Genomic DNA, 23,233 nt, shown 5'->3' with positions numbered 1-23,233 from the left:
ATCTCCTTATGCCGGCTGAGGGATAGCTTTAAGGCTATCTTTTGGCGCTGTAACCGTCTTGTACGTGTTGTATGCCATTAGGAACATACCAGCTAGGAAGATAAAGCCACCTAGGAAACGTACAAAGTAGAACGGGTAAGACGCTTGAACAGACTCAACGAAGCTGTAAGTCAACGTACCGTCAGAGTTAACTGCACGCCACATCAGACCTTGCATTACACCGGAAATCCACATTGCAACAATGTAAAGAACCGTACCAATCGTTGCCAACCAGAAGTGCGTATTGATTAGGCCAACAGAGTACATACGCTCTTGACCGAATAGGCGTGGAACTAGGTGGTAAACAGAACCAATCGATACCATTGCTACCCAACCTAACGCACCTGAGTGTACGTGTCCGATTGTCCAGTCAGTGTAGTGAGACAGAGCGTTTACTGTCTTAATTGACATCATTGGACCTTCAAACGTAGACATACCATAGAACGATAGTGATACGATGAGGAAACGTAAGATAGGGTCGTAACGGAGTTTATGCCATGCCCCAGATAGGGTCATAATACCGTTGATCATACCACCCCAAGAAGGTGCGAATAGAACCAGTGACATCACCATACCTAGCGATTGCGTCCAGTCTGGAAGCGCAGTGTAGTGCAGGTGGTGTGGGCCCGCCCAAATATAAAGAGAGACTAAAGCCCAGAAGTGAACGATAGATAGACGGTAAGAATAGACTGGGCGTTCAGCTTGTTTAGGTACGAAGTAGTACATCATACCTAGGAAACCAGCGGTCAGTAGGAAACCTACTGCGTTGTGACCGTACCACCATTGAACCATGGCATCGACTGCACCAGAATAAATCGAGTACGATTTACCCATTGAGACAGGGATTGCCATACTGTTAACGATATGAAGAACCGCAACAGTGATGATGAAGGCACCGAAAAACCAGTTTGCTACGTAGATGTGTGAGGTTTTACGCTTAATCAGAGTTCCGAAGAACACGATCGCATAAGAGACCCAGACAACGGCAATGGCAATGTCGATAGGCCATTCTAGCTCAGCGTACTCTTTACCCGATGTAAAACCGAGTGGCAGAGTGATGGCTGCTGCTAAAATAATGGCTTGCCAACCCCAGAAGGTGAAGGCGACAAGAGGGCCACCAAATAAACGTGTTTGACAGGTACGCTGCACAACGTAGTAAGACGTTGCGAACAGAGCACTTGTACCAAACGCAAAAATAACCGCATTAGTATGCAGAGGACGTAAGCGACTGTACGTCAACCACGGCGTATCAAAGTTTAGCTGTGGCCAAACTAATTGAGCGGCAATCAAAACACCAACAGCCATGCCAACAATACCCCAGAGAATAGTCACTAAGGTAAACTGACGAACGACTGTATAGTTGTAGTTTTGTTCAAGCTGCTTTTCTTGGCTCATTTGCATGCTTCCAATTTCTAATTAACTACACTTTACTTCCAACACGACACATGTCGTAATGCCACCCAAACCATAAAGAAAAACAGAACCGTATCAGTCGGTTAATAATTCTTGCCGATTTTTAAAAAAAGTGGCATTTTCAGCCGCCAACTATACTGCATTTAACAATTCAATGACAGAGTAGTAACCTTACAGTCGGTCAGGTTTTGGCCTTTTATTTTAAAACTTTGAACTTTGTTACACGGAGAACCCCTCAAATGGCTGCCGAAAAACTTACTCGTGGGCGTTTTGTTCAAATAATCATCATGTTAACCCTACTAGTTAGTGCGTTTATTTGGCGAACTGTTGGGCATTCATCACAAGAATTTGTCTCGTGTCTTGAGGGGCAGGAGTGTGTCTTTTATGTAAACGATGTAAGATTTGTCGGTCAATTTAATCGCACTGAGGGAGAGATCCAGACAGACACATCCGAAGTAGCGATACTCGTCAGTCAGACGGCAATAAATGTGACTCAAAAAGGCGACTTTTGGACATTTTCTTACCCTGAGTCATTAAAAGAGTGGCAGTTCACTGTTAACGTGTCCGGCCAAAACAAAAATGTCGTTATCAGCATACGTTAATGGATTTTAAAACTCACATCACCCACCAGTTAAATGAGCAAATCGCCGTTGAAGAGCTGGTTGCTAAACTGACCACCACCAACCTCGTCAGTTTGGTCTGCTATTTCACCCAAAATTACGGCGCGGATAAGCTTAGAAAAGCGTTTAAGCATGCATTACCAAACGTTTCAATTATTGGCTGTTCAACGTGCAAAGGCATAATGACCGAACGTGGTGTCCACTTTGGCTCAGTGTTGGGAGTCATGGCGATTTATGACAGCAAGTCTCACGCTTACGGTTCCGCTTTGATGACGTTTGACACCCAATCAGAATCTATTGAAGCGACCAAACAAGCAATCAGCATAGCGTTGGACAAAGCTAATCGCACAGGCGAAGTTCCCCGTTTTGCTATTGTTCACAGTACACCGGGTATGGAAGAGACGTTGATCAAATCCATCGACAGCGTATTCAAAACGCCAGTTCCACTGATTGGTGCCACCGCAGCAGACAATGCAATTAAAGGGCAATGGTCCGTATTTACCGAAGACGGCGCGACAAATAAAGGGCTCGCTATTCAGTTGGTGTTTGCTTCAAAACCGCTTTCAACCGGTTTCAGCTGTGGCTATTCACCCACCGAGTACACAGGATTAATTACTAAAGCTGTGGGCAGAGAGATATTAGAGATTGATCAACAGCCCGCTCAAGACGTTTACTTAGATTGGATCTTTCAGCACAGTCAAATACGTGTTTCTGAACAGTTTAAATTCGAACTTGTCACTCGTTATCCATTGGGGCGAATCGCGGGGAAGCTATACGAGCAACCTTACTTCAAGCTTTCCCATCCTGTATCTGCCACCGAAACTGGCGGTATTTTATTGTTTACGGATATACAAGAAGGTGAGCAGGTTACTTTGATGTCTGGAGACAAAGAACAACTCATCGCTAGGCCCGCGCGAGTTATAAAAGAAGCCAAACGCCAAGCAGTAGAAAACGGCCACTTAGCCGGCGCCGTTTGTGTCATTTGCGCCGGTGCTATGCTTTATTTAGATGAAGACATAGAGAAAGTTTATGCCACGATCAAGCAGGAGATGGGAGAACTCCCGTTTATCTGCCCATTTACATTTGGTGAGCAAGGACGTTTTATCAATGGTAACAATGGTCACGGTAATTTAATGATCTCTTCTGCGACTTTCTATTCGGACTAAACAACGATGAGTTTAGAGATAAAAGAACAACTAAACGAAGCGCTGATCGAGCTTAAACAAAGCCAAGCTCGCGAAGCAAAACTACTCGCAGAGAACCGAGCTATATTAGATGCCATTTCCAGCATCACCAGTGCGTCCAACAAACAACAAATATTCACTGAACTGCGAAAGGTACTAAGCTTATACATTGATTTTAATCAATTTATTGTTTTGAGTAAAAGTAGGGATCAACATGAGTACACGACAGTATTGAGCTCTGATGCCAGCTTTAAACAAACGAACTGGCCGAGCGGAAATAAGTTTTCTCGTGCCCTTGACGGAGAATGTATCACTCTATTTGACCCTGCTAGTGTAGACGAGTTTGGCTCGCTCAATTCGCAACACATCATGCAGATTAAGAGTGCGTTAATTACAGGCGTAAAGACAGCGACATCCGACTCAGTATTGTTACTTATAGGCAGTGGAGCAGGGCAGTTTAGCTTAGAATCTAGCGATACACTGTCACGTTTTCGTCCTCTACTAGAACGAGCCCTCATCGACATCGAACACAAAGAGCAGTTACAACGCTTAGTCGACATTCGAACTAAACAATTAAAAAAGGCACAGCAAAGAGCTGAAAATGCCAACGAAGCTAAATCTCGCTTTCTAGCCATGATGAGCCACGAATTGCGTACGCCTCTGAACGCCGTTCTTGGTTATATCGATGTGTTGTTAGGCTATCCCTATCAAAATGATCAAATTGAAATCTTAGAAAAAATGGAGTGCTCGGCAGAGCTTTTGTTGGTTTTAATTGACGATATATTAGATCTTTCCAGAATCGAAAGCGGTGAGTTTCCGATTAAATATCAATGGGTAAACCTCAATAGTGAGTTATCACAAGTACTCGAGCATTTTCGTGAACTTGCGCTCAGCAAAGGATTGAAGCTCAATTTGAATATTGATCTCGATAAGAGCCATCTATTTTGGGTTGATCGCGCTCGAGTCATGCAAATTGTGTTTAACTTGTTAGGCAATGCCATTAAGTTTACCGAACATGGTCAAGTTTCACTTCTCGCACATCTAGTGGGTAACAAACTGCAGCTCACGGTCATAGATACCGGGATTGGCATCGCAAGCTCACGCCTGAAAACTATTTTTAATCAGTTTAAACAAGCCGACGACTCAATCACACGCAAATATGGAGGCAGTGGTTTAGGTCTCGCTATCACCAAGCGTTTAGTTTCCCTTATGGATGGGACGATAAGTGTAAAAAGTACACTAGGCACCGGGACGACATTTCTGGTAGAACTACCAGTTTCCATTCAACGCCAAACTCAAGCGGTCATTTCAGACACAAGAGTTAATATACCTAAACCTCTGGCGATTCTTGTCGTTGAAGATACCGAAACCAACCAAATGGTGATTAAGCTTGTTTTAGAACGTTTAGGGCATCAAGTCAAAACACTCAACAATGGCAAAGAGTCTGTCGAATTTTTGAAAACAAATATTGAATCAGTCGATGTGGTTTTTATGGATATTTCTATGCCGGTGATGGACGGAATCACGGCCACACAGAAGATTCGTCAGTTTTGTCAGAAAACACCCATAATCGCTTTAACCGCACACGCGTTAGCACAAGATAAACAAGCTTGCATGGACGCAGGTATGAACGCCTTTGTTTCGAAGCCGATCCGAAGCCTGGAAATCCAGAAATCATTAACACAGGTGTTTAACAATAATCATGTTCAGTAATCTCTGATTAACTGAATATGATTATTAGGTATTTTATGGTAAATACGATTATGTTCGCTTGTCTGGATTGTCCATTACTCTCGCCCACCCTTTGCTGCATTCAGGCCAAAGGCAAACCCTCAACATAATTCCATATTCATAATACGCATTTTAGGGTTTTGATTCTTGTTACAGCTTTCAAGCCCAACTGCCATAAAGAAGCATTTATGTTAGCTGAGAAATTCTATCAACTCATCCAAATCACACTTTATGTGAGTTGACCTCACTACAAACAAAAACGCCCTTGAGTTGCGTCCCAAAGGCGTTTATTTGAAATAACATTTGAAATCAATCACACAGCATGAAGCCTACTAAAGTTAGACCGACTATCGCCACGTCGTCTAAAGTCGATATGTAAAAGCGCGAGTTCCTTTGCGTGAATGCTCTTGCCGTAAGGCGTTGTCAGATATTCACCGTCAATTCGAAACTCTGCCCATTCTCTGGTTGTTGGTAGAAAGCCTCGGTGTTTGGTCAGTAATAAACGCGCCACCGCTATAGGCCACTGATTAGTAGCAACCCAACGCCTCACTGAGCTTTCTGAGTAACCAAAATAAGCCGCACACTCCGCATAAGTATCGAAGTGATACATCATCAACTCTTTGAGCTGACTCCGTAAATAGCCACACTGATGTAATTCATCCCTAAACGTTAGGTATCTTTCTGTTTTTGTTGTCATGTCGAGAGACCTTGCGAATCCATTCTTTTCTAATACTGGTTATTTAACCAGCTCTGAAGAAACACCATCCAGTTTCAATGCGTTGTAGTCAAAAACCGTAGCAAGTCGCTTCAGTAATCGGTGGTTGTCGCTGTCACGCTCTGCAACATCACTCAGCTTCAACAGCACAAGTTCGGAATCGGTAGCAGCCAATGTGCGCATGTATTGCAACGCCATTAGGCCAATCAGCTTATCAGAACGGGCTTCACCATCTTCAGCAAAGAACCCTACTTTGCCTTTTGTCTCTCCGGCCTTGTCACTGGCTAGATGTTCAGTGATTAGCTGGTCGAGTTGCTGGTAATCATTCAAAAGTGACAACGTATCGTCGTTCTCTTCAATGTCAGCGTGGAATTGAAGTCCAGTGTTAGCGGTTGGCGTAACAAGTTTGCTAGTGATTAGGTCGGACACATCATCCATCAATTCGATCATGCGCTGACCAACTTCTTTAGGCTCAGCCTGAGCAAGGTTGGCCTTAGAGTCCTCAATGTTGGACTCAAAAGTATCTTCGTTAGCCGGCTCCAATTGCTCGAAGTCGTAACCGCGCTCTTCATACAAAGAGACAAGTTTTTTCTTCTCATTGTTAGTTAAGGTTGCCTTCTCTTTTTCGAATTGGCTGATCACATTGCGGTTTAAACCAGATAGTTTAGCCGCTGAAGAAATGGACATTCCGATAAAAGTACGGGCATCAAAAAACTGTGCTCCGGTGAGTTGGTTTACATTCATAATTTAAGTTTCCTATAGGATTGATAACAATTGATTTGCAGTTGCTAGGCATTGCACTGCAAGGGTTCATGCAATTTCTGCATGCAGTTGGAATCTATCGCATGCACAGATTCCAGACACAAAAAAGGCTATGTAACCGCTAGGTTGCACAGCCTTTAGTGATTTACTGAAAGAGACCAACAACCCAAGTTTGGCTAAAGTTGTTTGGTTTTGGCTCAACCTTAACATCGACATTCGAAAAGGGTTTGAGTTGTTGAAATTGGGAAATGCACAACGGGTCAATGTCGAGCTGGCGTTCTTGGTATCCAATACCTGTTGCGGTCATGTGTGGTGCGTTAATTTCTTCAATCGGCATAGCAAGGTGAATCTTGCTCATTTCGTAGGGATTGCCCTGCCCTTTGTTTGATACGCCACTGCGTTGACTGATGCCCATAAATACGACTTTCATAGTTTGTCCTAGTGTTTAGTAATAAGGCTTTCGTAGTCCCGTTCTGGTTTCGGGTTAATGTGCCTTGTGATTGGATTAGGTTTAAATTTTCGTTGTTCGTGTCGCGTGAGAGTTAACTCACCATCTGGCCAGATAACCAGTGAGATTGATTCGCGTGGAGAAACTGGAACTTCAGCCCCACCTAAGAAAGGATCTAAATCAAAGTCATCCCCCAAGCCTAATTGAGACTTAAGTTTTTCTGCTGGGTCTTCTGCTAAACCATACTCATGAGCTAATCGGCTAGTCACACCAAAGGCCACGGCTAGAGCTGAAGAATCATCAACATTAGCAAGCGGTGATTCCGGTTCTACATAGTTGCCTGGGCGCTGATTATCAAAGTCAAACTGTAGAATTTGAGCAAGTGGCATGCGCTCCCCTGTACTTAAGTTTTGCAAATCTGCTTTCGACAAACCGATAGCCATTAGATCCCGCATATTTCGACCTAAAGTCGATGGTGAAGAATGCGCTTTAACCTCATCGTAACCACGGTCACATAGAGTCATATAGAAGCGGAAAAGGCGGTCAGCCTTTGCATAAGAAATGTTTCCTTTAGGCGTTACCATTGGGTACATATCACGCAACAACGCTTTAATTTTTGAGTCGTTGTATATCTCAAGTTCTTCACCCTTGACCGCCTCAAGCAAGTCTTTAAACAACTCTTTAAACATCCACTCACAGAATGAATAGTTGTTCGTGTGCTCAAATTGTTCAGCATGGCGGATCACTTTCCAAACCCCACAAGTACCCACAACACGCTCTAGAAAACGTTTTTTCGCTCGGCCTTCAAAGCGCAAGCGATTCGCAGCAAAAGAACGCAACTCAAAATCAGAAAGTTGGCTTATCACCCGTTCATAGCGAGATGTTTTCTCTCGTTTTGCTCTACGTTTTAACTCAGTTAGTTGATGTGAGATTTCATCAAGCTTGGAGTAGATTGCTAGCACATAAGCACGACCCGCATCCGGTGTACTTTCTGAAGCCTTGTTGAAGTAAAGCGTGGTTTCGTAGTCTGAATTACGGGCTGGCTTTAGGTAGCGATTAGAGATATTGCCAAGTGCCTTAATTGTTTGTCTGAGGACATCTTCACTCTGGCACTGGATCGAGTAAGTGCTGTCAATACGTCGAAACTCAGCCAAACCAACATCAAGCATGTCAAAAAATTCTGGCTGAGCCTCTTGAAGTGCTGACAGTAAATACTCAGTACATAGACGTAAGTTGTCGGAGCCGTACACGTTGTGCCCCTGCATAACCTTAGCTGGAGAAGCTTTAATTCGAGCATATGCCCAGAACTGGTTAGCTTTAGGACAGGCATCAAATACACGACAAGCAATATCAGTAAATGAAGACGGGATTCGAGACCAAGGATGATAAAGATCATCTGTTATCGTGTGGTCACTGCCATCAATAGCAAATTCAACGGATCCAGATGCGATCTTAAGGCCTGTTTTTCTTCCTAGTTTTTCAAAATCCACAAAGCCACAGTCACCCATTACGGTAACGCATTCAGCTTTAAGTGGAATTGCAATTTCTAGAAAGTCGTACAAGCCAAAACCCTGTCAATATCAATTGTGACACTAATGGTGTCATTTAAAGTGTCAACTATGCTATCAAAATGAAATCCACGATTCAACCAGAAGTGACCTTGCAAACAATCAAGTAAGGGTCATATCTGGCACTTCAAAAGAACTAGCCTCACAAAGTTGGGATATAATGGTGAGAACGATGCTATGAGGCTTACCTATGATTTTTGAAGAGATTGGTGGCATTGACGCCCTTTCCGAACGTGTCAAACACGCCATTAAAGATAATGGTGGTTATGATCTGACTAGCGAATACACTGGCATAAGTGTTAGTACCTTAAAGCGCATAGCCGCAGGCAAAACAGAGCCTAAGTTTAAAGACATTGTCAGCATCGCTGAGGCAACCAGAACCCCACTCATGTTTCTCGCCTATGGGCATGGCAGCGTACTAGAATCTAAGTTTGAAATGCTTATGGCTGACATGATTAGAGAGGCCAGAAAGAAAGACTATGATATGTCGGCACTAAAAATGTCGTTTGGCATGGTACTAGGCTCACTTAAGACTATCGCCAGTACACCAGATCAAAAGAAAGAACTGGATGAATTTCTAGATAGAATCATGGATGAATTTGACGCTCCATTGATTGAATAAATCAAAATGACAATATAAGCCGCTATTAGAGCATGCGGCTATCCGACCAAATCAAGCGCATCGAGCACACAAGTTCGGTGCGCTTTTTCTTGGGTAGCACAGCGATAAACTTCTGCATGCGCTGTTAGTTCCGTGGTTATAGGATTCTGGCAGGATGAAGGCTTTTTTCGTGGGGCTTTGAGTCCCGTCAGTGAGTGACACTGGCGATCGCGTTGAGCTGGTACTAGCCTCCTGCACTTGCTGAACGTCTTTTTGTGTATGCAGTAGCGTTACCGCTTGGTGGTGTGGTGAGTTCTGGCGGTTCTACGCTTCGCTATCCCTGCGGGGCTATCCTCTGAACGCTGAAAGGGGATCGATAAACGATCCCCCTTTCGGTGCGTCCAGTTCTGGATTATTCAGCGTATTATGGAAATTATGTGTACGGGCTTCACTGGCAAAGCGATTCTCTTTCCTAGGCATCACAGACGGCGCTGCGCTTGTCTGGATTGTCCAAGTCTCTCGCCCACCCTTTGCTGCATTCAGGCCAAAGGCAAACCCTCAACATAATTCCATATTCATAATGCGCACTAGATTATTGCTTCTGTAGGGCTGCCAATCCACATAACCAAGCCACTGCAAGTCATTGATACTCCGTGTAAACCACGCCCGTTAAACTATTATGCGATGCTTTCCAGCGTGGCGTGGCTTTTTAAATTTCCGCTGCTATTTTTTGCATAACAGTATCTTACTCTGAGTCTAAACTTTTGTGGAATGTTCTCGACCTTACGTCTATTGCAGTTGATGTTGATGAAATCAAATCATCCATCGATTCTACACATCAACGACCATTTACATCTTTACTACTTGTTGATTTCGATACGACCTGGGTGCTTATCACGTATCTGTTGTAACGCTTCAGGTGGCATTTGAACGTTGGCGAACCAAAACGGTTTGTGTTTTTCAACGAAGACACCACTGCGATCTAATGTATCAAACATCGCATAGGCTTGGGCTTGTGCGAGAGCCGCACCAGCGGGACTTCGTTCAAGCACAGGAACTTCGTCTAAATCTTCTAGCAATGCATTTTTCATCGGCACAGTGAAAGGTGTCCATTCAATCTCTTCGACCACTTTGTGTGTCAATTGCGCTTCTAAATCATGAATAATGGTAGGTAAAATACTTAAGTCAGGGGTAATTTCTGCACAGGCATAGTATTCCTCTCTCCTATTCTTCTCTCTGTACTGCTGCATTTTTTCAACTTGAGCATCTTCAAACAACTGGCTGAAATGGTTGACGATCGCAAAGTGACTCATCGTCCTCAATACCCCGAGAAGAATGCCTTGTTGCGGGTTTTTCACACCGGCTTTCTCTAATCGAAGTCGTGTTACGTTTGCTGTGAGGATGAGATGCTGCCAGAGCTTAGGGGCAATGCTTTTTGTCACCGGATCGTGCCAACGTAGAATGGGTTTTACCATTAGAATAGGAAACAACAAGGAGCAGTTATCGACACCCAGGGTACCAATCGCAACCATAGGGTCTTGTAAATTTCTCGCTGACTTCCCGATCCTAGTGCAAAACTTAGGGTTATTGACCAGAGCCAAGACGTTATTCTTTAACTGATTGTCATTGGTCGTCAACACGGATAACTTACTAAAATTAAGCGAAGGAGAATATGCAACGCTGACGAAATAAGAAAAATCAGGGAAACGTCCAAATAGCTGCATTGTTGTCATGTCGGCCAACTTGTCTAGCATTGATTGCTGTGCATACTTGGCTATTTCGTGTACGACGTTCTTATGAATTTTTTGCCTTTCTTCTGCCGCTTTGCGACGCTCTTTAACCTTAGACGTCTCACACTCGAGCAATAAACGCTGATTCTCGGTGATCCGCTCCTCCTCTTTTAGGATGACGCTTTCACAAAACTCACTCTGCCGACTGAATGCACTGTCAACATCCGATTGATCAAGAATGTACTTAAGGCTCACTAACCACTTGGCATGACGCGCTTTGGTGGTTTGAGTAATTTTCTCCGCAAGTTCTGTTGCTTCACGGTTATAACGCTTATTCGTTATGAGCGTAGCTGGCATAATTCCACACACTTAATGGATAAATTTGTCGCAATTACAATATGGGTATAGAGGGTTTATCAACCGCTTGCTGGTTTGACGCGCTCATTGACCGGTTAGCCCTATGTATTGACTATAGCAATCCACGACGGATGTGCCACACCAATAAAAGGCAACTCGGCTGTTAAGAAAGGGATGATTTAAAGGCTGCCGCGCGCTCGGCAAACAGCCCGAATGGATATTTGGGCTGGTAGGCTATAGCGAGTTCTTTTGTTTTCCTTTGGCTTTAAACCCTTGATGGGGAAAGACATTACGAATTCGTTGTTGAACCTTTTTCGGTACTTGTTTCGAAAAAATCAATTTGGTACCACTTCTTTGTTGATAGACTTTTAGCTCACCACTAAAAGGAGTACGCTCCGCTATCTCTAGTACATTGTGTTTGAAGCTTGGAGGAAAGTGACCTTTTTCTTGCACTACCTTCCCCTGATTAAACCTCACTTTCAAAACAGGACGATCGACAGCGACTAACCAAAAAACCACCACGGCAGCAATTAAAATCACATACAACATGAACAGACTCCCTGTTAATCCAGTAGTTTACTTAAATCTTCTTTTAAGCTGTTGACTGCTTTACTTGCTTTCTCGCTGCGAGACGCTTCTGACAAAAGGTATTCGATCGCGTCAGACAAGGTGCAACCCAGCTCATTGGCGCGATACGAAAGCTTTTCCCATACTCGATAGTCAAGATCTATCGACTTTTTCTTAGTATGAATTTGTTCTGCATTGAAGTGACGTTTACGTTTGGCGCGAATGGCTTGTTTGAGCTTATTGTCCAGATCTGGTGACATATGTTGCTCTATCCACTCTAACACCTGAGTGGGTTGATGCTCTAGTTGACGGAGCTCGCTAATAGCGGCTTCAGCTTCGCTGGTGTCTATATGACACGTGATTGCCTCACCGGCTTTCCATTTATTGATCAGGTAATTCCATTTCCAACCACATTCCAAATTTTCAAGCTGCTGATATTTCATTGTGAGGCCATTCCGTAAACGCATTTGGTGACAGCGTAACTCTATCCGATTCAAGTTACAATCCCATTGTAATCGAAAAGCGATCAAGATCATTAGATAAATTATCTCTATATACTAGATAGCTTTTTCTATATAATTCATCTCCATTTTTCGGACAAATAACGATATCAATGAACCAAGAAAGCTGGCACGCCGTTACCCCTCAGTACTCGCATTACGACGCCCAAATACAAAGCTTTGACACTCTTGACCCCGTCGATTTTTTCGATATTCAACCGCGACTCAAGCATACACTCTCGACATTCTGCGCTATTGAAGGTTTAAGCCGCCTGCTCATTGTCAATTCAATTGATAACTCTTTCTATCGTCAACTAATCGCCGATGGCTTAGGTCGATTTGGAAATGATAAGCCAGTATATACTACCGAGTCTCTCAGCCTGGCAACTCTTGTGGGTTCATATACTTGCGATGACAAAGGTGACGTGGTCACTTCATGTCAGGGATTATTAGATCAAGCGGATAACGGATACCTAGTCATACCCATTACCTTGCTTCTTGCCAACCCTGCTAGTTGGCAAGTTTTGAAGTCCGTGCTACTTGGCCATGAAGTCAGTCCTATTAACGCTAATCCTCACAAAATAGCTACGGTGCCACCTACTCAAAGTTACACAATAAAAATTGTGCTGGTAGGCGATCGTCATCAATTAGCAGATTTTGAGTGTATTGAGCCAGAAGCGCACACCGGGCTTGCACTGTTTAGTGAAATAGAGAACGAAATCGCCTTGTCTTCAGCCAACATAAAACCATATTTAGGTTTTATTTCTTGGCTAGTCCAAACCTATCGCCTCCCTACTCTTTCTTTTGGCGCATTACATAGGCTCATGATTGCTGGTGCGCGTTACACTGAAGACCAACACTATATGCCGATTGAAGTACTGTGGTACCTAGCCCTTTTTCAAGAGGCTAAACTCAGCTCTAATGGTAAAGTATTATCAGAACAAGATATTGAGATAGCGTTGGAAAATCGCTACTACCGTGAGGCATACCTGCCAGAGCGTGCGTTAACCGATATTACTGATGGTCAAGTGATCATCGAGACCACGGGGGAATGTGTCGGCCAAGTCAACGGTTTAACCGTTATCGACGTACCTGGACATCCAATGTCCTATGGCGAGCCCGCGCGTATTTCGTGCGTGATTCACTTTGGCGATGGCGATATCTCAGACGTAGAGCGTAAAGCGGAACTCGGCGGAAATCTGCATGCTAAAGGTATGATGATTATGCAAGCATTCGTCAGTAGTGCTTTGCAACTCGACGAACCATTGCCCTATTCGGCATCAGTGGTATTTGAACAATCATACAGTGAAGTCGATGGTGACAGCGCCACTCTTGCTGAGCTTTGTTCGTTCGTGAGTGCCTTGTCTGAGTATCCGATCAATCAGCAAATTGCGGTTACTGGTGCGGTTGATCAATTTGGTCGAGTACAAGCTGTGGGTGGCCTCAACGAAAAAATCGAAGGCTTTTATCACGTTTGCAAACATCAAGGTCTCACTGGGCAACAAGGGGTGATTCTTCCAAAAACAAACTTAAAGCACTTAGCACTGAATAAAGAGGTGGTTGAGAGCATAAAGAACAATCAGTTTCATATCTGGTCTGTCTCTACTGTCGATGAAGCAGTCCCAATTTTGATGGGAAAACCCTTTAGAGGCGATGATGAAGAAAGCGTGATTTGTAAGATCGCGCAACGTATTGAAAACTTTGAAAGACACGAGCATCCACAAGGAATTGTGGAACGTATCAAAAACTGGTTCGCATAGAGCAAAAACCGTTCAAAATAGGACTGATCGGAGTTGTTTAGCGTACACCTGTTCACTAACATGCTGCTATCAAAATTTGGAGTAATTGATAATGCAAAACAAACGTGATTCTTATAACCGCGATGATCTTCTAGCCTCAAGCCAAGGTGAACTGTTTGGTCCTGGATACCCTCAGTTACCGGCACCAAATATGCTCATGATGGATCGCATCGCTAAGATGTCAGAAACAGAAGGTGATTTCGGTAAAGGTCTTATCCTCGCAGAGCTCGATATTACTCCTGACTTATGGTTTTTTGACTGCCACTTCCCTGGCGACCCTGTAATGCCTGGTTGTCTTGGACTGGACGCAATGTGGCAGCTAGTCGGCTTCTTCCTTGGCTGGGTTGGCGGCAAAGGTAAAGGTCGTGCCCTTGGTGTTGGTGAAGTGAAGTTCACGGGCCAAATTCTGCCAACAGCGAAAAAAGTCACTTACGAAATTCACATGAAGCGAGTTGTGAACCGCAAACTGGTTATGGGTCTTGCTGATGGCCGTGTACTTGTAGACGGAAAAGAGATTTACGTAGCAAAAGATCTTAAAGTGGGCCTTTTCCAAGATACATCAGCGTTTTAATTTGGTATCTGAATCAAGCGATTCGATTGAGTCGCTTTTTTACTCATAAAAAATTTAGTTATAGTGCGCCAAGATGGTATTTAAAAGCCCCTTTCGGGGCTAAGTTCCTATATCGTATGTGGATTGAGTGTTACTTATAGAGACCAGAGTGTTTGTCTTCCCTGGCATCGCGCCAACCACCAAGCCAGTAGGAGCGAGCATCCATCTGTTGGTACGGACATGCTTCCATCGAGCGGCCATTTAGGCCCGCTTTATAACCTTGAGATTGAGCTCTTTCCAAGCGGTCACGCTTTTGTCTCTTCATAGTGTCGTCCTCATACATAAAATGTTGCTTAACGTACTACTTTCCCTCTCTTAGCATAAGTGTGTGCATTTGCATCGCTTACCAAGGAGGTGTGAAGCTTTAATGACTTCACTATTAAGATTCGATCAAAAAAGAGCTGAATTCAAGCGATAAAAAAGCACAGGTCCAAAACTGTGAACCTGTGCTCTTGTTTACAATTTAATCTATTTTCTACGGAACCCGAACAAACCAAGTAAAGACAAAACGAACAGCCCAAGCGTTCCACCTTTACGTTCTACAGTCTCTTGTTCAACGGGACGAGCGGTGATACTCGTAGCACCTTGAATAGGCACAAGTTCCACAGCAACTAATGACGCTCCGGCGTTACACGAAGCGTTAATTGCCTCGCTATCCCAGCCACTAGCACAGTAATAGGCGGTTGCCGCAATAACGCCAGCGTCGTTGATATCTGCCGCCTCGATAATACGATATTGATTGTTGTTGGTTGACGCGCCTGAACCATAGGTTAAGTCATCCAAGTACCACGCTTTGCTGTTCAGTGGCGCTTGTGCCTTTGATGAAAGCGGCGCGATAAAGGCGCGCTTAGCACGTGGGTTGCCGTTAGTTTCACTGTGACGTTCGTAGTCAATAGTACCTACTACTTCATCATGATTGTTGATCGCTCCTGCTTTACCGTTGGCGCCAGTAAAGAAGATGTCACCACTGAACGCTTTATACGATGGAGTTTCCAAATCGCTGACATAGAATAGCGTATTGGCATAAGCACCGTTCAGCGCACGATTTAGCTTTGCGGTACCTATCGCAATACCGTTATCATTCACCGATTTTAGCGTTTGGTTGGCGTACTCCGACGAATCATAAGGGAAGTTGCTGACCAATGTAGTGGTCCAACTAGTGCCACTGTCAGTAGATTTAAACACCGCCGCTTTTAGGCGTACGTCGCTATCTGAAGAGTAACCCACCGCATAGAGAGCAGAAGTTTCAACAATATCTCTTATGCTGCCTTGCGCCTTTGCATCGCCGTTTTCACTGCGATTCCCCTGCCAGTTTAACTCATTAGCAGTTCCATCTTTCCAAACTGTTGGTTTAGATGTGTAGGTTTTTGAGTTTCCGGTATCAACATTGTTGCGTGAAACGCTACCAACAGTGTATACCGAACCAGAGAGAGACTTGGAAACCCAATATTGGGACGACAAGAAATCACTACCACTTACAGTGTCAAGTGTTGTATCAATGTAGCCTAAATTGCGATTAGAACCGCCGTTGCGAGTGTTACCCACTGGCTGGCCAGCTGAATTGATAGAGTTAACGACGGTATTCTCTGCAAACAGCTCACTACCGCCATTAAGGTAAGCAATAGACCCTGCATAATTGCCATCGACCTCATTTTTGTAGCCACTAGTGTACTGCGCATCAGCCCAGATATCACACTGAGTCGTTTGGTAGCCTAAAAAGTTACGGCAGTAACTTCTAAAACCATCGTAACCATCATCAAGATAGGTCCAGCCAAAAGGCAAAAAGAACGGTGCTTCGTCGCGATATTGAAAGCCTTCACGGTAACGTTTGACTTCAACGGCCAGTTCAGAGGTCGATGCGCCACAAGACGCAGACCAACAATTCATGGTTTCGTCGCTTACTGCTACACCATAGGTTTGTAGACTTGAGCTCGCTCCCTCTGGCGCACTCATGTAAACATTGTAAAGCGCCGCGTTGACGCCAAAAGAGGCCGCTACCGTCGCGGCCAAGGTGGTAATTCTTAAACTATTACGACTCATCAGTTTCTAACTATCCTGTTGCATTGCTTCAAGCTCTTCCCATCGCTCAAAAGCAATTTCAAGCTCCTGCTCTTTGTCAGCGAGCTCTTCTAATACGGGTTGTGTTTGTTCGACAGGTTTGGAGAAAAACTCCGCACTGTTGACTTGTTGCTGAAGTAACTCAATGTCTTCTTCAAGTTGTTCCAATTTGGCTGGGAGTGCTTCCAACTCTCGCTGCAGTTTATAAGATAACTTCTTAGGCTTGTTACTCACTGCTGCTGATTTGGGAGTTTCCTCAACCTGTTTCGCACTTTTCGCTGGTTTTTCACTCACTCTTGCTTTTCGGGCTTGTTGGCGTTGCTGTTGAGCATCGTGATAACCACCGACGAACTCTTCAATAATACCGTCACCCTCGAAGATCCAACTGGTCATGACGGTATTATCAACGAACTGACGATCATGACTCACGAGAAGCAGCGTACCTTGATAATTGGCAAGCAAATCTTCTAAAAGTTCCAATGTTTCGATGTCAAGATCGTTGGTTGGCTCATCGAGAACCAACAAATTGTTGGGCCTTAAGAAGATACGAGCCAATAACAAGCGGTTTTTCTCTCCCCCAGACAATGCCTTAACTGGTGTGCGGGCACGTTTAGGAGCAAACAGAAAATCTTGCAGATAACTTAACGCATGGCGTTGGCGCCCACCGACCATCACTTCTTGTTTACCATCCGCAAGATTGTCAATCACCGATTTTTCGGGGTCAAGCACTTCACGGTACTGATCGAAATAGGCCACTTCAAGCTTAGTACCACAGTGTAAACGACCAGATTGCGGCTCGAGTTCGCCAAGAAGCAGTTTGAGTAAGGTACTTTTGCCACAGCCATTGGGCCCAATCAACGCGATGCGATCACCGCGCATGATATTGAAAGAGAAGTCTTTGACAATAGGACGCCCTTCGATACTGTAGTTGATATTCTGAGCTTCGAATACAATCTTGCCAGAACGCGCCGCATCATCAATTTGAATATTCGCTTTACCCTGCACTTCGCGTCGGTCTTGACGTTCTTCACGCAGTTTTTTCAGCGCTCTTACACGCCCTTCATTACGAGTCCGACGCGCTTTGATACCTTGACGAATCCAGACCTCTTCTTGCGCAAGCTTCTTATCGAATTCTGCATTTTGCATTTCTTCGACGCGAAGCATCTCCTCTTTTTCAACTAGGTAGTTATCATAGTCGCCAGGAAAAGAAGCAAGTTTACCGCGATCCAGATCGACGATCCTAGTTGCCATCGACTTAATAAACGCACGGTCGTGAGAAATAAAGATAATCGAACCACGAAAGTCCTTAAGGAAGGTTTCTAACCACTCAATGGTGGTAACATCAAGGTGGTTGGTAGGTTCATCAAGTAGCAACACATCAGGATCACACACCAGCGCTCGTGCTAAAGCGGCTTTACGTTGCCAACCGCCGGATAAATCCGTCAGTTTGGTATGACCTTCAAGCTTGAGCGCTCCAAGTACGTTTTTGATTCTGTCTTCAAAACGCCAAGCACCGGAATGCTCCAGGTGTTCTTGGATGCGCGCCAGTTTGTTAATGTTTTGCTCAGATGGATCAACCGCAATCAGATCGAGTTGATCTTGATAGATCTTAATCTGTTCCCCAATGCCCGCTAGGCCTCCAGATACATAATCAAAAACGGTGCCTTCTTGGTTGCGTGGTGGATCTTGCTCAAGACGCGACACTACCACATCTTGGGTAACAGTAAGCTTACCGTCATCCATGACCACTTCACCGGCCAATACTTTCATTAGGGTGGATTTGCCTGCGCCATTGCGCCCCACTAGACAAACACGCTCGTTTTCTTGAAGAGCGAAATCTGCATTGTCGAGTAAAGGATGGTCACCATAGGCGAGCAATCCGCTATTAATTGTCAGTAATGCCATTATTTTCTAACCAAACTTGTAATTGTTCCAAATCAAACGGCCAATTTAACTCATTGCCCTGATATCTGAGCACCGGAATCGTGACACCGTAACGAGAAAGCAGCTCATCGTCGAATGCGATATCGATAATCTCGACTTGGTCTAAAATGTGGAGTTGTTGTGTCAGGGCAAGTGCCATCTCACACAGATGGCACCCTTCTGTACTGTATAACGTAATCACGTCAACGTTATTCCTTGTGTGTTATCACCCAGCAGTTGTGGATATGCTTGTTGCGAGCGAAATCCGTAGGTAGCGTTTGGTGAGAGATGTTCTTCGCTGTCAAACCAACAGCTTCCAATGCCTCTAAATCCATTTTGAAGTGACGTTTATTATTCGAAAACACGATAGTACCACCGTCTCTTAATAAACGCTTAAGCTGGGTCATCAGTTGAATGTGATCGCGCTGAACGTCGAAAGACTGCTCCATACGTTTTGAGTTAGAAAACGTTGGGGGATCAATAAAGATTAAATCAAATTGAGCCGTCGACTTCTCTAACCATTGCAAACAATCTGCTTGCTCAAAGCGGTGTTGACGTCCGACTTGACCATTCAACTTCATGTTTTCTTTTGCCCACTCAAGATAGGTGTTCGACATATCGACCGTTGTGGTAGATTTTGCTCCTCCACAGGCGGCATGAACAGTTGCAGAGCCGGTATAAGCAAATAAGTTGAGGAAGTCTTTTCCTGGTGCCATCTCTCCCAGCTTTCGACGTGTGATCTTATGATCAAGGAATAGACCCGTATCTAGGTAGTCATGTAAGTTGACGATAAGCTTTACACCATACTCAGTGATAGTAAGCGTCTCTGATTGCTGTGCCATTTTTTGGTACTGCGCACGGCCTTTCTGCTTTTCTCTCACTTTAAGTACGACTTTGTTCGCATCGGTATCCGTCACTTGAATCGCCGCGCGAATAATATCGGTTAAACGTCGCTTAGCCTTTTCTTCTGGAATGTTCTTAGGCGCGGCGTACTCTTGAATAACAAGGTGGTCAAGGTAAACGTCAATCGCGACGTTGTATTCAGGCAGATCCGCATCATAAATACGGTAGCAATCCAACTGCTCTTTACGAGCCCACTTAGAAATCTTGCTTAGATTTTTCTTAAGTCGATTCGAAAAGTCAGGGGCGATCAACAACTCAGTGACACTGTCACCCTCTTTGTTAGCTTGACGTGCGCTGATCGAGTAGTTCTTTTGGTGACACGGTAACGCACCATTGTTAAGTTTGAACTGTTTGTCTGCACGCATGCGTAAACAGCTCAACAACTCGTCCGAACTCGAGAAAATTGAGGCTTGGCAGCCGCCAAACTCCGCTTTAAGCTGCGCGCCGAAAGCGGTATAAAGGGCAATCAGTCCAGGATGAGTACCTAAACGTTCACCGTAAGGTGGGTTACATACCAACACGCCATCTTCAAACGACGCAGGTCGTTTAATCTTAGCGGCGTCGCCTACCTGAAACTCAATCAAAGATTCAACCCCCGCACGACGGGCATTTTCTCGTGCGGTTTTAAGTACACGAGCATCGTTGTCGAAACCGTAGAACTTAGCGTCAACTTTTTTGACACCTCTTCTCGCTTGAACACTTGCCTCAGATTTAATCTCAGCCCAAATTTCAGGTTCAAAATCTTCTAATGCCTCAAAGCCCCACTGTGCGCGCTTAACACCAGGCGCCATATTTGCGGCCATCATGGTGGCTTCAATCAGCAATGTTCCTGAACCACACATAGGGTCAAGTAGCGGTTTATCACCACTCCAACCGCTACGAAGAATAATCGCTGCTGCTAGCGTTTCTCTCAATGGCGCTCGACCAGATTCAGGGCGGTAACCACGTTGATGAAGGCCGCCACCAACCATATCGACACCTAAGATGGCCTTTTCTCGATGCAAGCGAACGTGAATGCGAAGATCTGCTTGATCTTTACTGATCGAAGGTCGTGGTAAGTTTTTCTTCTCGAAACTATCGACTATCGCATCTTTAACTTTCATCGCACCATACTGACTATTGCGTATTTCGCGATTGGTGCCGTTGAAGTCAACAACCAGTTTCTTGCTGCTATGGAACTGATTTATCCAGTTAACGGCCGAAGCAGCAAGATAGAGATCCATATCATCATTACAGGTGAATTCTGATAACACACGAACAAACCTTGAAGCCAATCGGCTCCATAAGCACACTCGATAAATCTGTTCATTTGTCGCTTTAAATCGAACCCCTGCTTGGACAGGTTTTGCGTCGTTAATTCCAAGCTTAGTGAGTTCGTCTACCAACAGGTTTTCGAGACCATTCGAGGTGACAGCAAGATATTGATGCATAGTGATGTTTTTGATTCTCTAAAAAATGACACCGCATTATACCTGACTCCACTAGTGACTGTTAGCACAAAGCTAAAATTCGTCTTTTTTCTCGCTTTATGTGTTCGATTATTCGTCGAATTTCCAATACCAATGCATCGCCTCACTGCCTGACAGTCATTGATTGACTATTGACCATAAATTAAGGCTTTCAGGCGAAGTGAATACTTATTCTCATCAAAATTGGTCTATACCAGTGGTTGATTTACAGTGTAATTTTGCTACATATTTAGGGTAAATGAGGAATTTTGACCGTGATGCGTCGAGTTTTACACGACTTTTTGGGACAATATAGGAAGGTCGAACGTGTGAATTTTGAACACATCTCACAAATGAGAGAGGTTTACACGAACAGTAAAATGAGCGTAATTAGCCGAAGGTTGAGGGTTATAGACAAAAAAAAGCCAGCTTTTTTAGCTGGCGGGAAACGAAATAAACGAACGTTAAATAAATGGATTAGCCAACCAAAGCGATAGGCTGGATAGAGAAATGGTGGTTACATATTTCGAAACGGTCGTGCATAACTTTAATGGCTTGGCCAAATTTAAGCTCTTTACTGGCATTAAGCTGGAAGCTCTCCAACCCCACAAATGCGCACAGACTTGCTGAGTCACCTACTTCTAATATCATGAAGTAGCCATCACTGTAGTCGTTACATAAGCGGATTAAATCCCCTTCTTCCGGGATGTCGCAGCCGCTGGTCAAAGAATCGAAAAACCAGCTTTTTGGTTGTACAGGCTTATGGAAGCGTTTTGCAGCAACACAATAAAGAGCAAGTTCAGCCTGTCTTGGCTCACTTAAGCCCAACAATGCTGCTTGTTCTTTGTATGTTTGATATGCAGATGCATCATCAACCGAGAATTCGTTGACACCAATCGCACAATCGACGATCAGTTTGCGAGCAAGATTGGTTTTGAATACCATGCTATCGCCCAGGTCGAGCATAAGGTGCCCTTCTGAATCGTCATAGTACCAAGTCCATTTGTCACTGGGTTTAAGCATCGTTCCATCTCTTGAGTATTTGTGAATTTAGGTAAAACGCTTAATTACCTCGCCAAACAATACTTCGATTTTATGCACTGTCAGATGAAAAAAAAGAGGAAATGATAATTCATTTCCTCTTGAACACTTCGATTAATGGGGCCCGCATATTTATAGTGACAATGTCACTTAAATACATGATAACCTTATTTTTTATACTTATAAATTTTTTACAATGTCGCTGACTAGCTTTGGACCTTTGTAGATAAAGCCAGAATAAACTTGCACCAATTGCGCACCTGCCATAAGTTTCTCTTTGGCCGCGACATAAGAGTCAATACCACCTACCCCAATGATAGGCACTTGACCCTGAAGCTCTTGATGCAAACGTCGAACTACTTCGGTACTGCGCGACTGTACTGGTCGGCCACTCAAACCGCCTGCTTCATTGGCATGCTTCATCCCTTCAACAATAGAACGATCCAACGTGGTATTGGTGGCGATAACACCGTCGATGCTATTTTTGATCAATGACTGGCAAATTTGGCTAATTTCGTCATCACTAAGATCCGGCGCGATCTTCAGTGCTAAAGGAACGTACTTATCGTGAAGCTTAGCGAGTTCTGCTTGTTTTTGCTTGAGCTCAGCAAGCAGTTCATCTAGTGCTTCGCCATACTGGAGCGTACGTAACCCAGGTGTATTAGGCGAAGAAATGTTGACAGCAATATAATCAGCATACAGATAGACTTTATCCATACAGATCAGATAGTCTTCTGCACCCTTTTCGATTGGTGTGTCTTTGTTTTTACCAATGTTGATGCCAAGCACACAGTTGTAGTTGGCCTTCTTAACATTTTCAACTAAGTTATCGACCCCGAGGTTGTTGAAACCCATTCGGTTGATAATACCTTCGGCCTCAACAAGACGAAAAAGACGTGGTTTGTCATTGCCCGATTGAGGTCGAGGTGTGACCGTACCCACTTCGACAAAACCAAAACCCATGGCATCAAATGCTTCAATGCACTCACCGTTTTTATCTAACCCTGCAGCCAGACCAACCGGATTACGGAAAGTTAGCCCCATGCATTCGACAGGTCGGTGTGGTAGCTGTTGACGATACAAAAGATCGACTGGTGTGCCCGTAAAACGTTTGAAATTTTGGATTGCAAGATCATGTGCCTTTTCGGCATCAAGTTGGAAAAAGCCAGTTCTGGCTAGACGGTAAAGCATTGTGCCTCCGAAAGAAAAAAGCCCC

21 protein-coding genes and 1 pseudogene are annotated in these 23,233 nt (G+C 44.3%); 6 read left to right on the top strand and 16 right to left on the bottom strand.

All coding sequences use genetic code 11. From position 1 onward, the window contains the following. Positions 1-6: 6 nt before the first annotated feature. On the bottom strand, positions 7-1,434 hold the full coding sequence (gene ccoN, locus FCU94_RS06975; protein WP_176287821.1) for a cytochrome-c oxidase, cbb3-type subunit I: 1,428 nt from the start codon (positions 1,432-1,434) through the stop codon (positions 7-9). A 257-nt stretch (positions 1,435-1,691) separates the two neighbouring features. On the opposite strand from ccoN, the gene FCU94_RS06970 reads away from it, so the two are divergent. From FCU94_RS06970 to FCU94_RS06960, 3 genes are read left to right on the top strand one after another with little or no spacing between them, the layout of a single operon-like run. Then, the gene (locus FCU94_RS06970; RefSeq protein ID WP_176287622.1) at positions 1,692-2,054 is read left to right on the top strand and encodes a hypothetical protein; all 363 of its coding nucleotides are present in this window, start codon (positions 1,692-1,694) and stop codon (positions 2,052-2,054) included. Then, positions 2,054-3,238: an FIST signal transduction protein gene (locus FCU94_RS06965; protein WP_255199239.1), complete on the top strand. Its 1,185-nt coding sequence runs from the start codon at positions 2,054-2,056 to the stop codon at positions 3,236-3,238. The genes FCU94_RS06970 and FCU94_RS06965 overlap by 1 nt, the downstream gene beginning before the upstream one ends. A 6-nt stretch (positions 3,239-3,244) precedes the next feature. Continuing rightward, positions 3,245-4,969, top strand: coding sequence for an ATP-binding protein (locus FCU94_RS06960; protein WP_176287820.1), 1,725 nt, complete (start codon positions 3,245-3,247; stop codon positions 4,967-4,969). Between the two features lie 331 nt (positions 4,970-5,300). Here the strand turns inward: FCU94_RS06960 and FCU94_RS19435 are convergent, their stop codons facing one another. The 4 genes from FCU94_RS19435 to FCU94_RS06940 all read right to left on the bottom strand — a co-directional run bounded on the left by FCU94_RS19435 (position 5,301) and on the right by FCU94_RS06940 (position 8,474). Further along, positions 5,301-5,597, bottom strand: coding sequence for a DUF3653 domain-containing protein (locus tag FCU94_RS19435; protein ID WP_369597241.1), 297 nt, complete (start codon positions 5,595-5,597; stop codon positions 5,301-5,303). Positions 5,598-5,723: 126 nt separating this feature from the next. After that, entirely contained in the window at positions 5,724-6,446 is a 723-nt protein-coding gene (locus FCU94_RS19220) for an XRE family transcriptional regulator (RefSeq protein ID WP_217906386.1), read from the bottom strand. A gap of 163 nt (positions 6,447-6,609) precedes the next feature. Next, entirely contained in the window at positions 6,610-6,879 is a 270-nt protein-coding gene (locus FCU94_RS06945; RefSeq protein WP_176288345.1) for a hypothetical protein, read from the bottom strand. A 23-nt stretch (positions 6,880-6,902) separates the two neighbouring features. After that, on the bottom strand, positions 6,903-8,474 hold the full coding sequence (locus tag FCU94_RS06940; RefSeq protein ID WP_217906385.1) for a phage/plasmid replication protein, II/X family: 1,572 nt from the start codon (positions 8,472-8,474) through the stop codon (positions 6,903-6,905). Between the two features lie 196 nt (positions 8,475-8,670). On the opposite strand from FCU94_RS06940, the gene FCU94_RS06935 reads away from it, so the two are divergent. Then, entirely contained in the window at positions 8,671-9,102 is a 432-nt protein-coding gene (locus FCU94_RS06935) for a helix-turn-helix domain-containing protein (protein ID WP_176287818.1), read from the top strand. A 566-nt stretch (positions 9,103-9,668) separates the two neighbouring features. Here the strand turns inward: FCU94_RS06935 and FCU94_RS19430 are convergent. The 4 genes and pseudogenes from FCU94_RS19430 to matP all read right to left on the bottom strand — a co-directional run. Beyond that, a pseudogene (locus tag FCU94_RS19430) lies at positions 9,669-9,743 on the bottom strand (DUF3693 domain-containing protein); the annotation flags it as partial. Between the two features lie 198 nt (positions 9,744-9,941). After that, on the bottom strand, positions 9,942-11,168 hold the full coding sequence (locus FCU94_RS06930; RefSeq protein ID WP_176287817.1) for an HDOD domain-containing protein: 1,227 nt from the start codon (positions 11,166-11,168) through the stop codon (positions 9,942-9,944). A gap of 234 nt (positions 11,169-11,402) precedes the next feature. Beyond that, entirely contained in the window at positions 11,403-11,717 is a 315-nt protein-coding gene (locus FCU94_RS06925; RefSeq protein ID WP_176287816.1) for a DUF3634 family protein, read from the bottom strand. Positions 11,718-11,731: 14 nt separating this feature from the next. After that, complete coding sequence (matP, locus tag FCU94_RS06920; protein WP_176287815.1) at positions 11,732-12,178, bottom strand: macrodomain Ter protein MatP; 447 nt, start codon at positions 12,176-12,178, stop codon at positions 11,732-11,734. A 170-nt stretch (positions 12,179-12,348) separates the two neighbouring features. On the opposite strand from matP, the gene FCU94_RS06915 reads away from it, so the two are divergent. Both FCU94_RS06915 and fabA read left to right on the top strand, forming a co-directional pair. Beyond that, entirely contained in the window at positions 12,349-13,995 is a 1,647-nt protein-coding gene (locus FCU94_RS06915; protein ID WP_176287814.1) for a S16 family serine protease, read from the top strand. Between the two features lie 91 nt (positions 13,996-14,086). Then, positions 14,087-14,605, top strand: a complete 519-nt coding sequence (fabA, locus tag FCU94_RS06910) for a bifunctional 3-hydroxydecanoyl-ACP dehydratase/trans-2-decenoyl-ACP isomerase (RefSeq protein WP_176287813.1) — start codon at positions 14,087-14,089, stop codon at positions 14,603-14,605. A gap of 130 nt (positions 14,606-14,735) precedes the next feature. Here the strand turns inward: fabA and rmf are convergent, their stop codons facing one another. The 7 genes from rmf to pyrD all read right to left on the bottom strand — a co-directional run bounded on the left by rmf (position 14,736) and on the right by pyrD (position 23,208). Next, complete coding sequence (gene rmf, locus FCU94_RS06905; RefSeq protein ID WP_004414030.1) at positions 14,736-14,909, bottom strand: ribosome modulation factor; 174 nt, start codon at positions 14,907-14,909, stop codon at positions 14,736-14,738. Between the two features lie 203 nt (positions 14,910-15,112). Beyond that, a complete protein-coding gene (locus tag FCU94_RS06900; RefSeq protein ID WP_176287812.1) occupies positions 15,113-16,684 on the bottom strand; it encodes a DUF3466 family protein in 1,572 nt (523 codons plus the stop codon). A gap of 6 nt (positions 16,685-16,690) precedes the next feature. Then, positions 16,691-18,607 carry an ABC transporter ATP-binding protein gene (locus FCU94_RS06895; RefSeq protein ID WP_176287811.1) on the bottom strand — a complete coding sequence of 639 codons (1,917 nt, stop codon included), beginning with the start codon at positions 18,605-18,607 and terminating at the stop codon, positions 16,691-16,693. Next, positions 18,588-18,827, bottom strand: coding sequence for a glutaredoxin family protein (locus FCU94_RS06890; protein ID WP_176287810.1), 240 nt, complete (start codon positions 18,825-18,827; stop codon positions 18,588-18,590). Before FCU94_RS06890 ends, FCU94_RS06895 begins: the two co-directional genes overlap by 20 nt. 7 nt (positions 18,828-18,834) lie before the next feature. Beyond that, positions 18,835-20,958, bottom strand: coding sequence for a bifunctional 23S rRNA (guanine(2069)-N(7))-methyltransferase RlmK/23S rRNA (guanine(2445)-N(2))-methyltransferase RlmL (rlmKL, locus tag FCU94_RS06885; protein WP_176287809.1), 2,124 nt, complete (start codon positions 20,956-20,958; stop codon positions 18,835-18,837). Between the two features lie 495 nt (positions 20,959-21,453). Beyond that, positions 21,454-21,999, bottom strand: a complete 546-nt coding sequence (locus FCU94_RS06880) for a cell division protein ZapC (RefSeq protein WP_176287808.1) — start codon at positions 21,997-21,999, stop codon at positions 21,454-21,456. A 198-nt stretch (positions 22,000-22,197) separates the two neighbouring features. After that, complete coding sequence (pyrD, locus tag FCU94_RS06875) at positions 22,198-23,208, bottom strand: quinone-dependent dihydroorotate dehydrogenase (protein ID WP_176287807.1); 1,011 nt, start codon at positions 23,206-23,208, stop codon at positions 22,198-22,200. Positions 23,209-23,233 lie beyond the last annotated feature (25 nt).

This window comes from Vibrio sp. JPW-9-11-11 (genome assembly GCF_013369335.1).
Lineage (GTDB): Bacteria > Pseudomonadota > Gammaproteobacteria > Enterobacterales > Vibrionaceae > Vibrio.
The sequence above is the reverse complement of the archived record's forward strand: the minus strand, read 5'-3'. Positions and strand labels throughout refer to the sequence as shown.

Coding starts and splice junctions, on each gene's coding strand:
- ccoN (WP_176287821.1), bottom strand. CDS start 1,434: ATGAGCCAAGAAAAGCAGCTTGAACAAAACTACAACTATACAGTCGTT.
- FCU94_RS06970 (WP_176287622.1), top strand. CDS start 1,692: ATGGCTGCCGAAAAACTTACTCGTGGGCGTTTTGTTCAAATAATCATC.
- FCU94_RS06965 (WP_255199239.1), top strand. CDS start 2,054: ATGGATTTTAAAACTCACATCACCCACCAGTTAAATGAGCAAATCGCC.
- FCU94_RS06960 (WP_176287820.1), top strand. CDS start 3,245: ATGAGTTTAGAGATAAAAGAACAACTAAACGAAGCGCTGATCGAGCTT.
- FCU94_RS19435 (WP_369597241.1), bottom strand. CDS start 5,597: ATGTATCACTTCGATACTTATGCGGAGTGTGCGGCTTATTTTGGTTAC.
- FCU94_RS19220 (WP_217906386.1), bottom strand. CDS start 6,446: ATGAATGTAAACCAACTCACCGGAGCACAGTTTTTTGATGCCCGTACT.
- FCU94_RS06945 (WP_176288345.1), bottom strand. CDS start 6,879: ATGGGCATCAGTCAACGCAGTGGCGTATCAAACAAAGGGCAGGGCAAT.
- FCU94_RS06935 (WP_176287818.1), top strand. CDS start 8,671: ATGATTTTTGAAGAGATTGGTGGCATTGACGCCCTTTCCGAACGTGTC.
- FCU94_RS06930 (WP_176287817.1), bottom strand. CDS start 11,168: ATGCCAGCTACGCTCATAACGAATAAGCGTTATAACCGTGAAGCAACA.
- FCU94_RS06925 (WP_176287816.1), bottom strand. CDS start 11,717: ATGTTGTATGTGATTTTAATTGCTGCCGTGGTGGTTTTTTGGTTAGTC.
- matP (WP_176287815.1), bottom strand. CDS start 12,178: ATGAAATATCAGCAGCTTGAAAATTTGGAATGTGGTTGGAAATGGAAT.
- FCU94_RS06915 (WP_176287814.1), top strand. CDS start 12,349: ATGAACCAAGAAAGCTGGCACGCCGTTACCCCTCAGTACTCGCATTAC.
- fabA (WP_176287813.1), top strand. CDS start 14,087: ATGCAAAACAAACGTGATTCTTATAACCGCGATGATCTTCTAGCCTCA.
- rmf (WP_004414030.1), bottom strand. CDS start 14,909: ATGAAGAGACAAAAGCGTGACCGCTTGGAAAGAGCTCAATCTCAAGGT.
- FCU94_RS06900 (WP_176287812.1), bottom strand. CDS start 16,684: ATGAGTCGTAATAGTTTAAGAATTACCACCTTGGCCGCGACGGTAGCG.
- FCU94_RS06895 (WP_176287811.1), bottom strand. CDS start 18,607: ATGGCATTACTGACAATTAATAGCGGATTGCTCGCCTATGGTGACCAT.
- rlmKL (WP_176287809.1), bottom strand. CDS start 20,958: ATGCATCAATATCTTGCTGTCACCTCGAATGGTCTCGAAAACCTGTTG.
- FCU94_RS06880 (WP_176287808.1), bottom strand. CDS start 21,999: ATGCTTAAACCCAGTGACAAATGGACTTGGTACTATGACGATTCAGAA.
- pyrD (WP_176287807.1), bottom strand. CDS start 23,208: ATGCTTTACCGTCTAGCCAGAACTGGCTTTTTCCAACTTGATGCCGAA.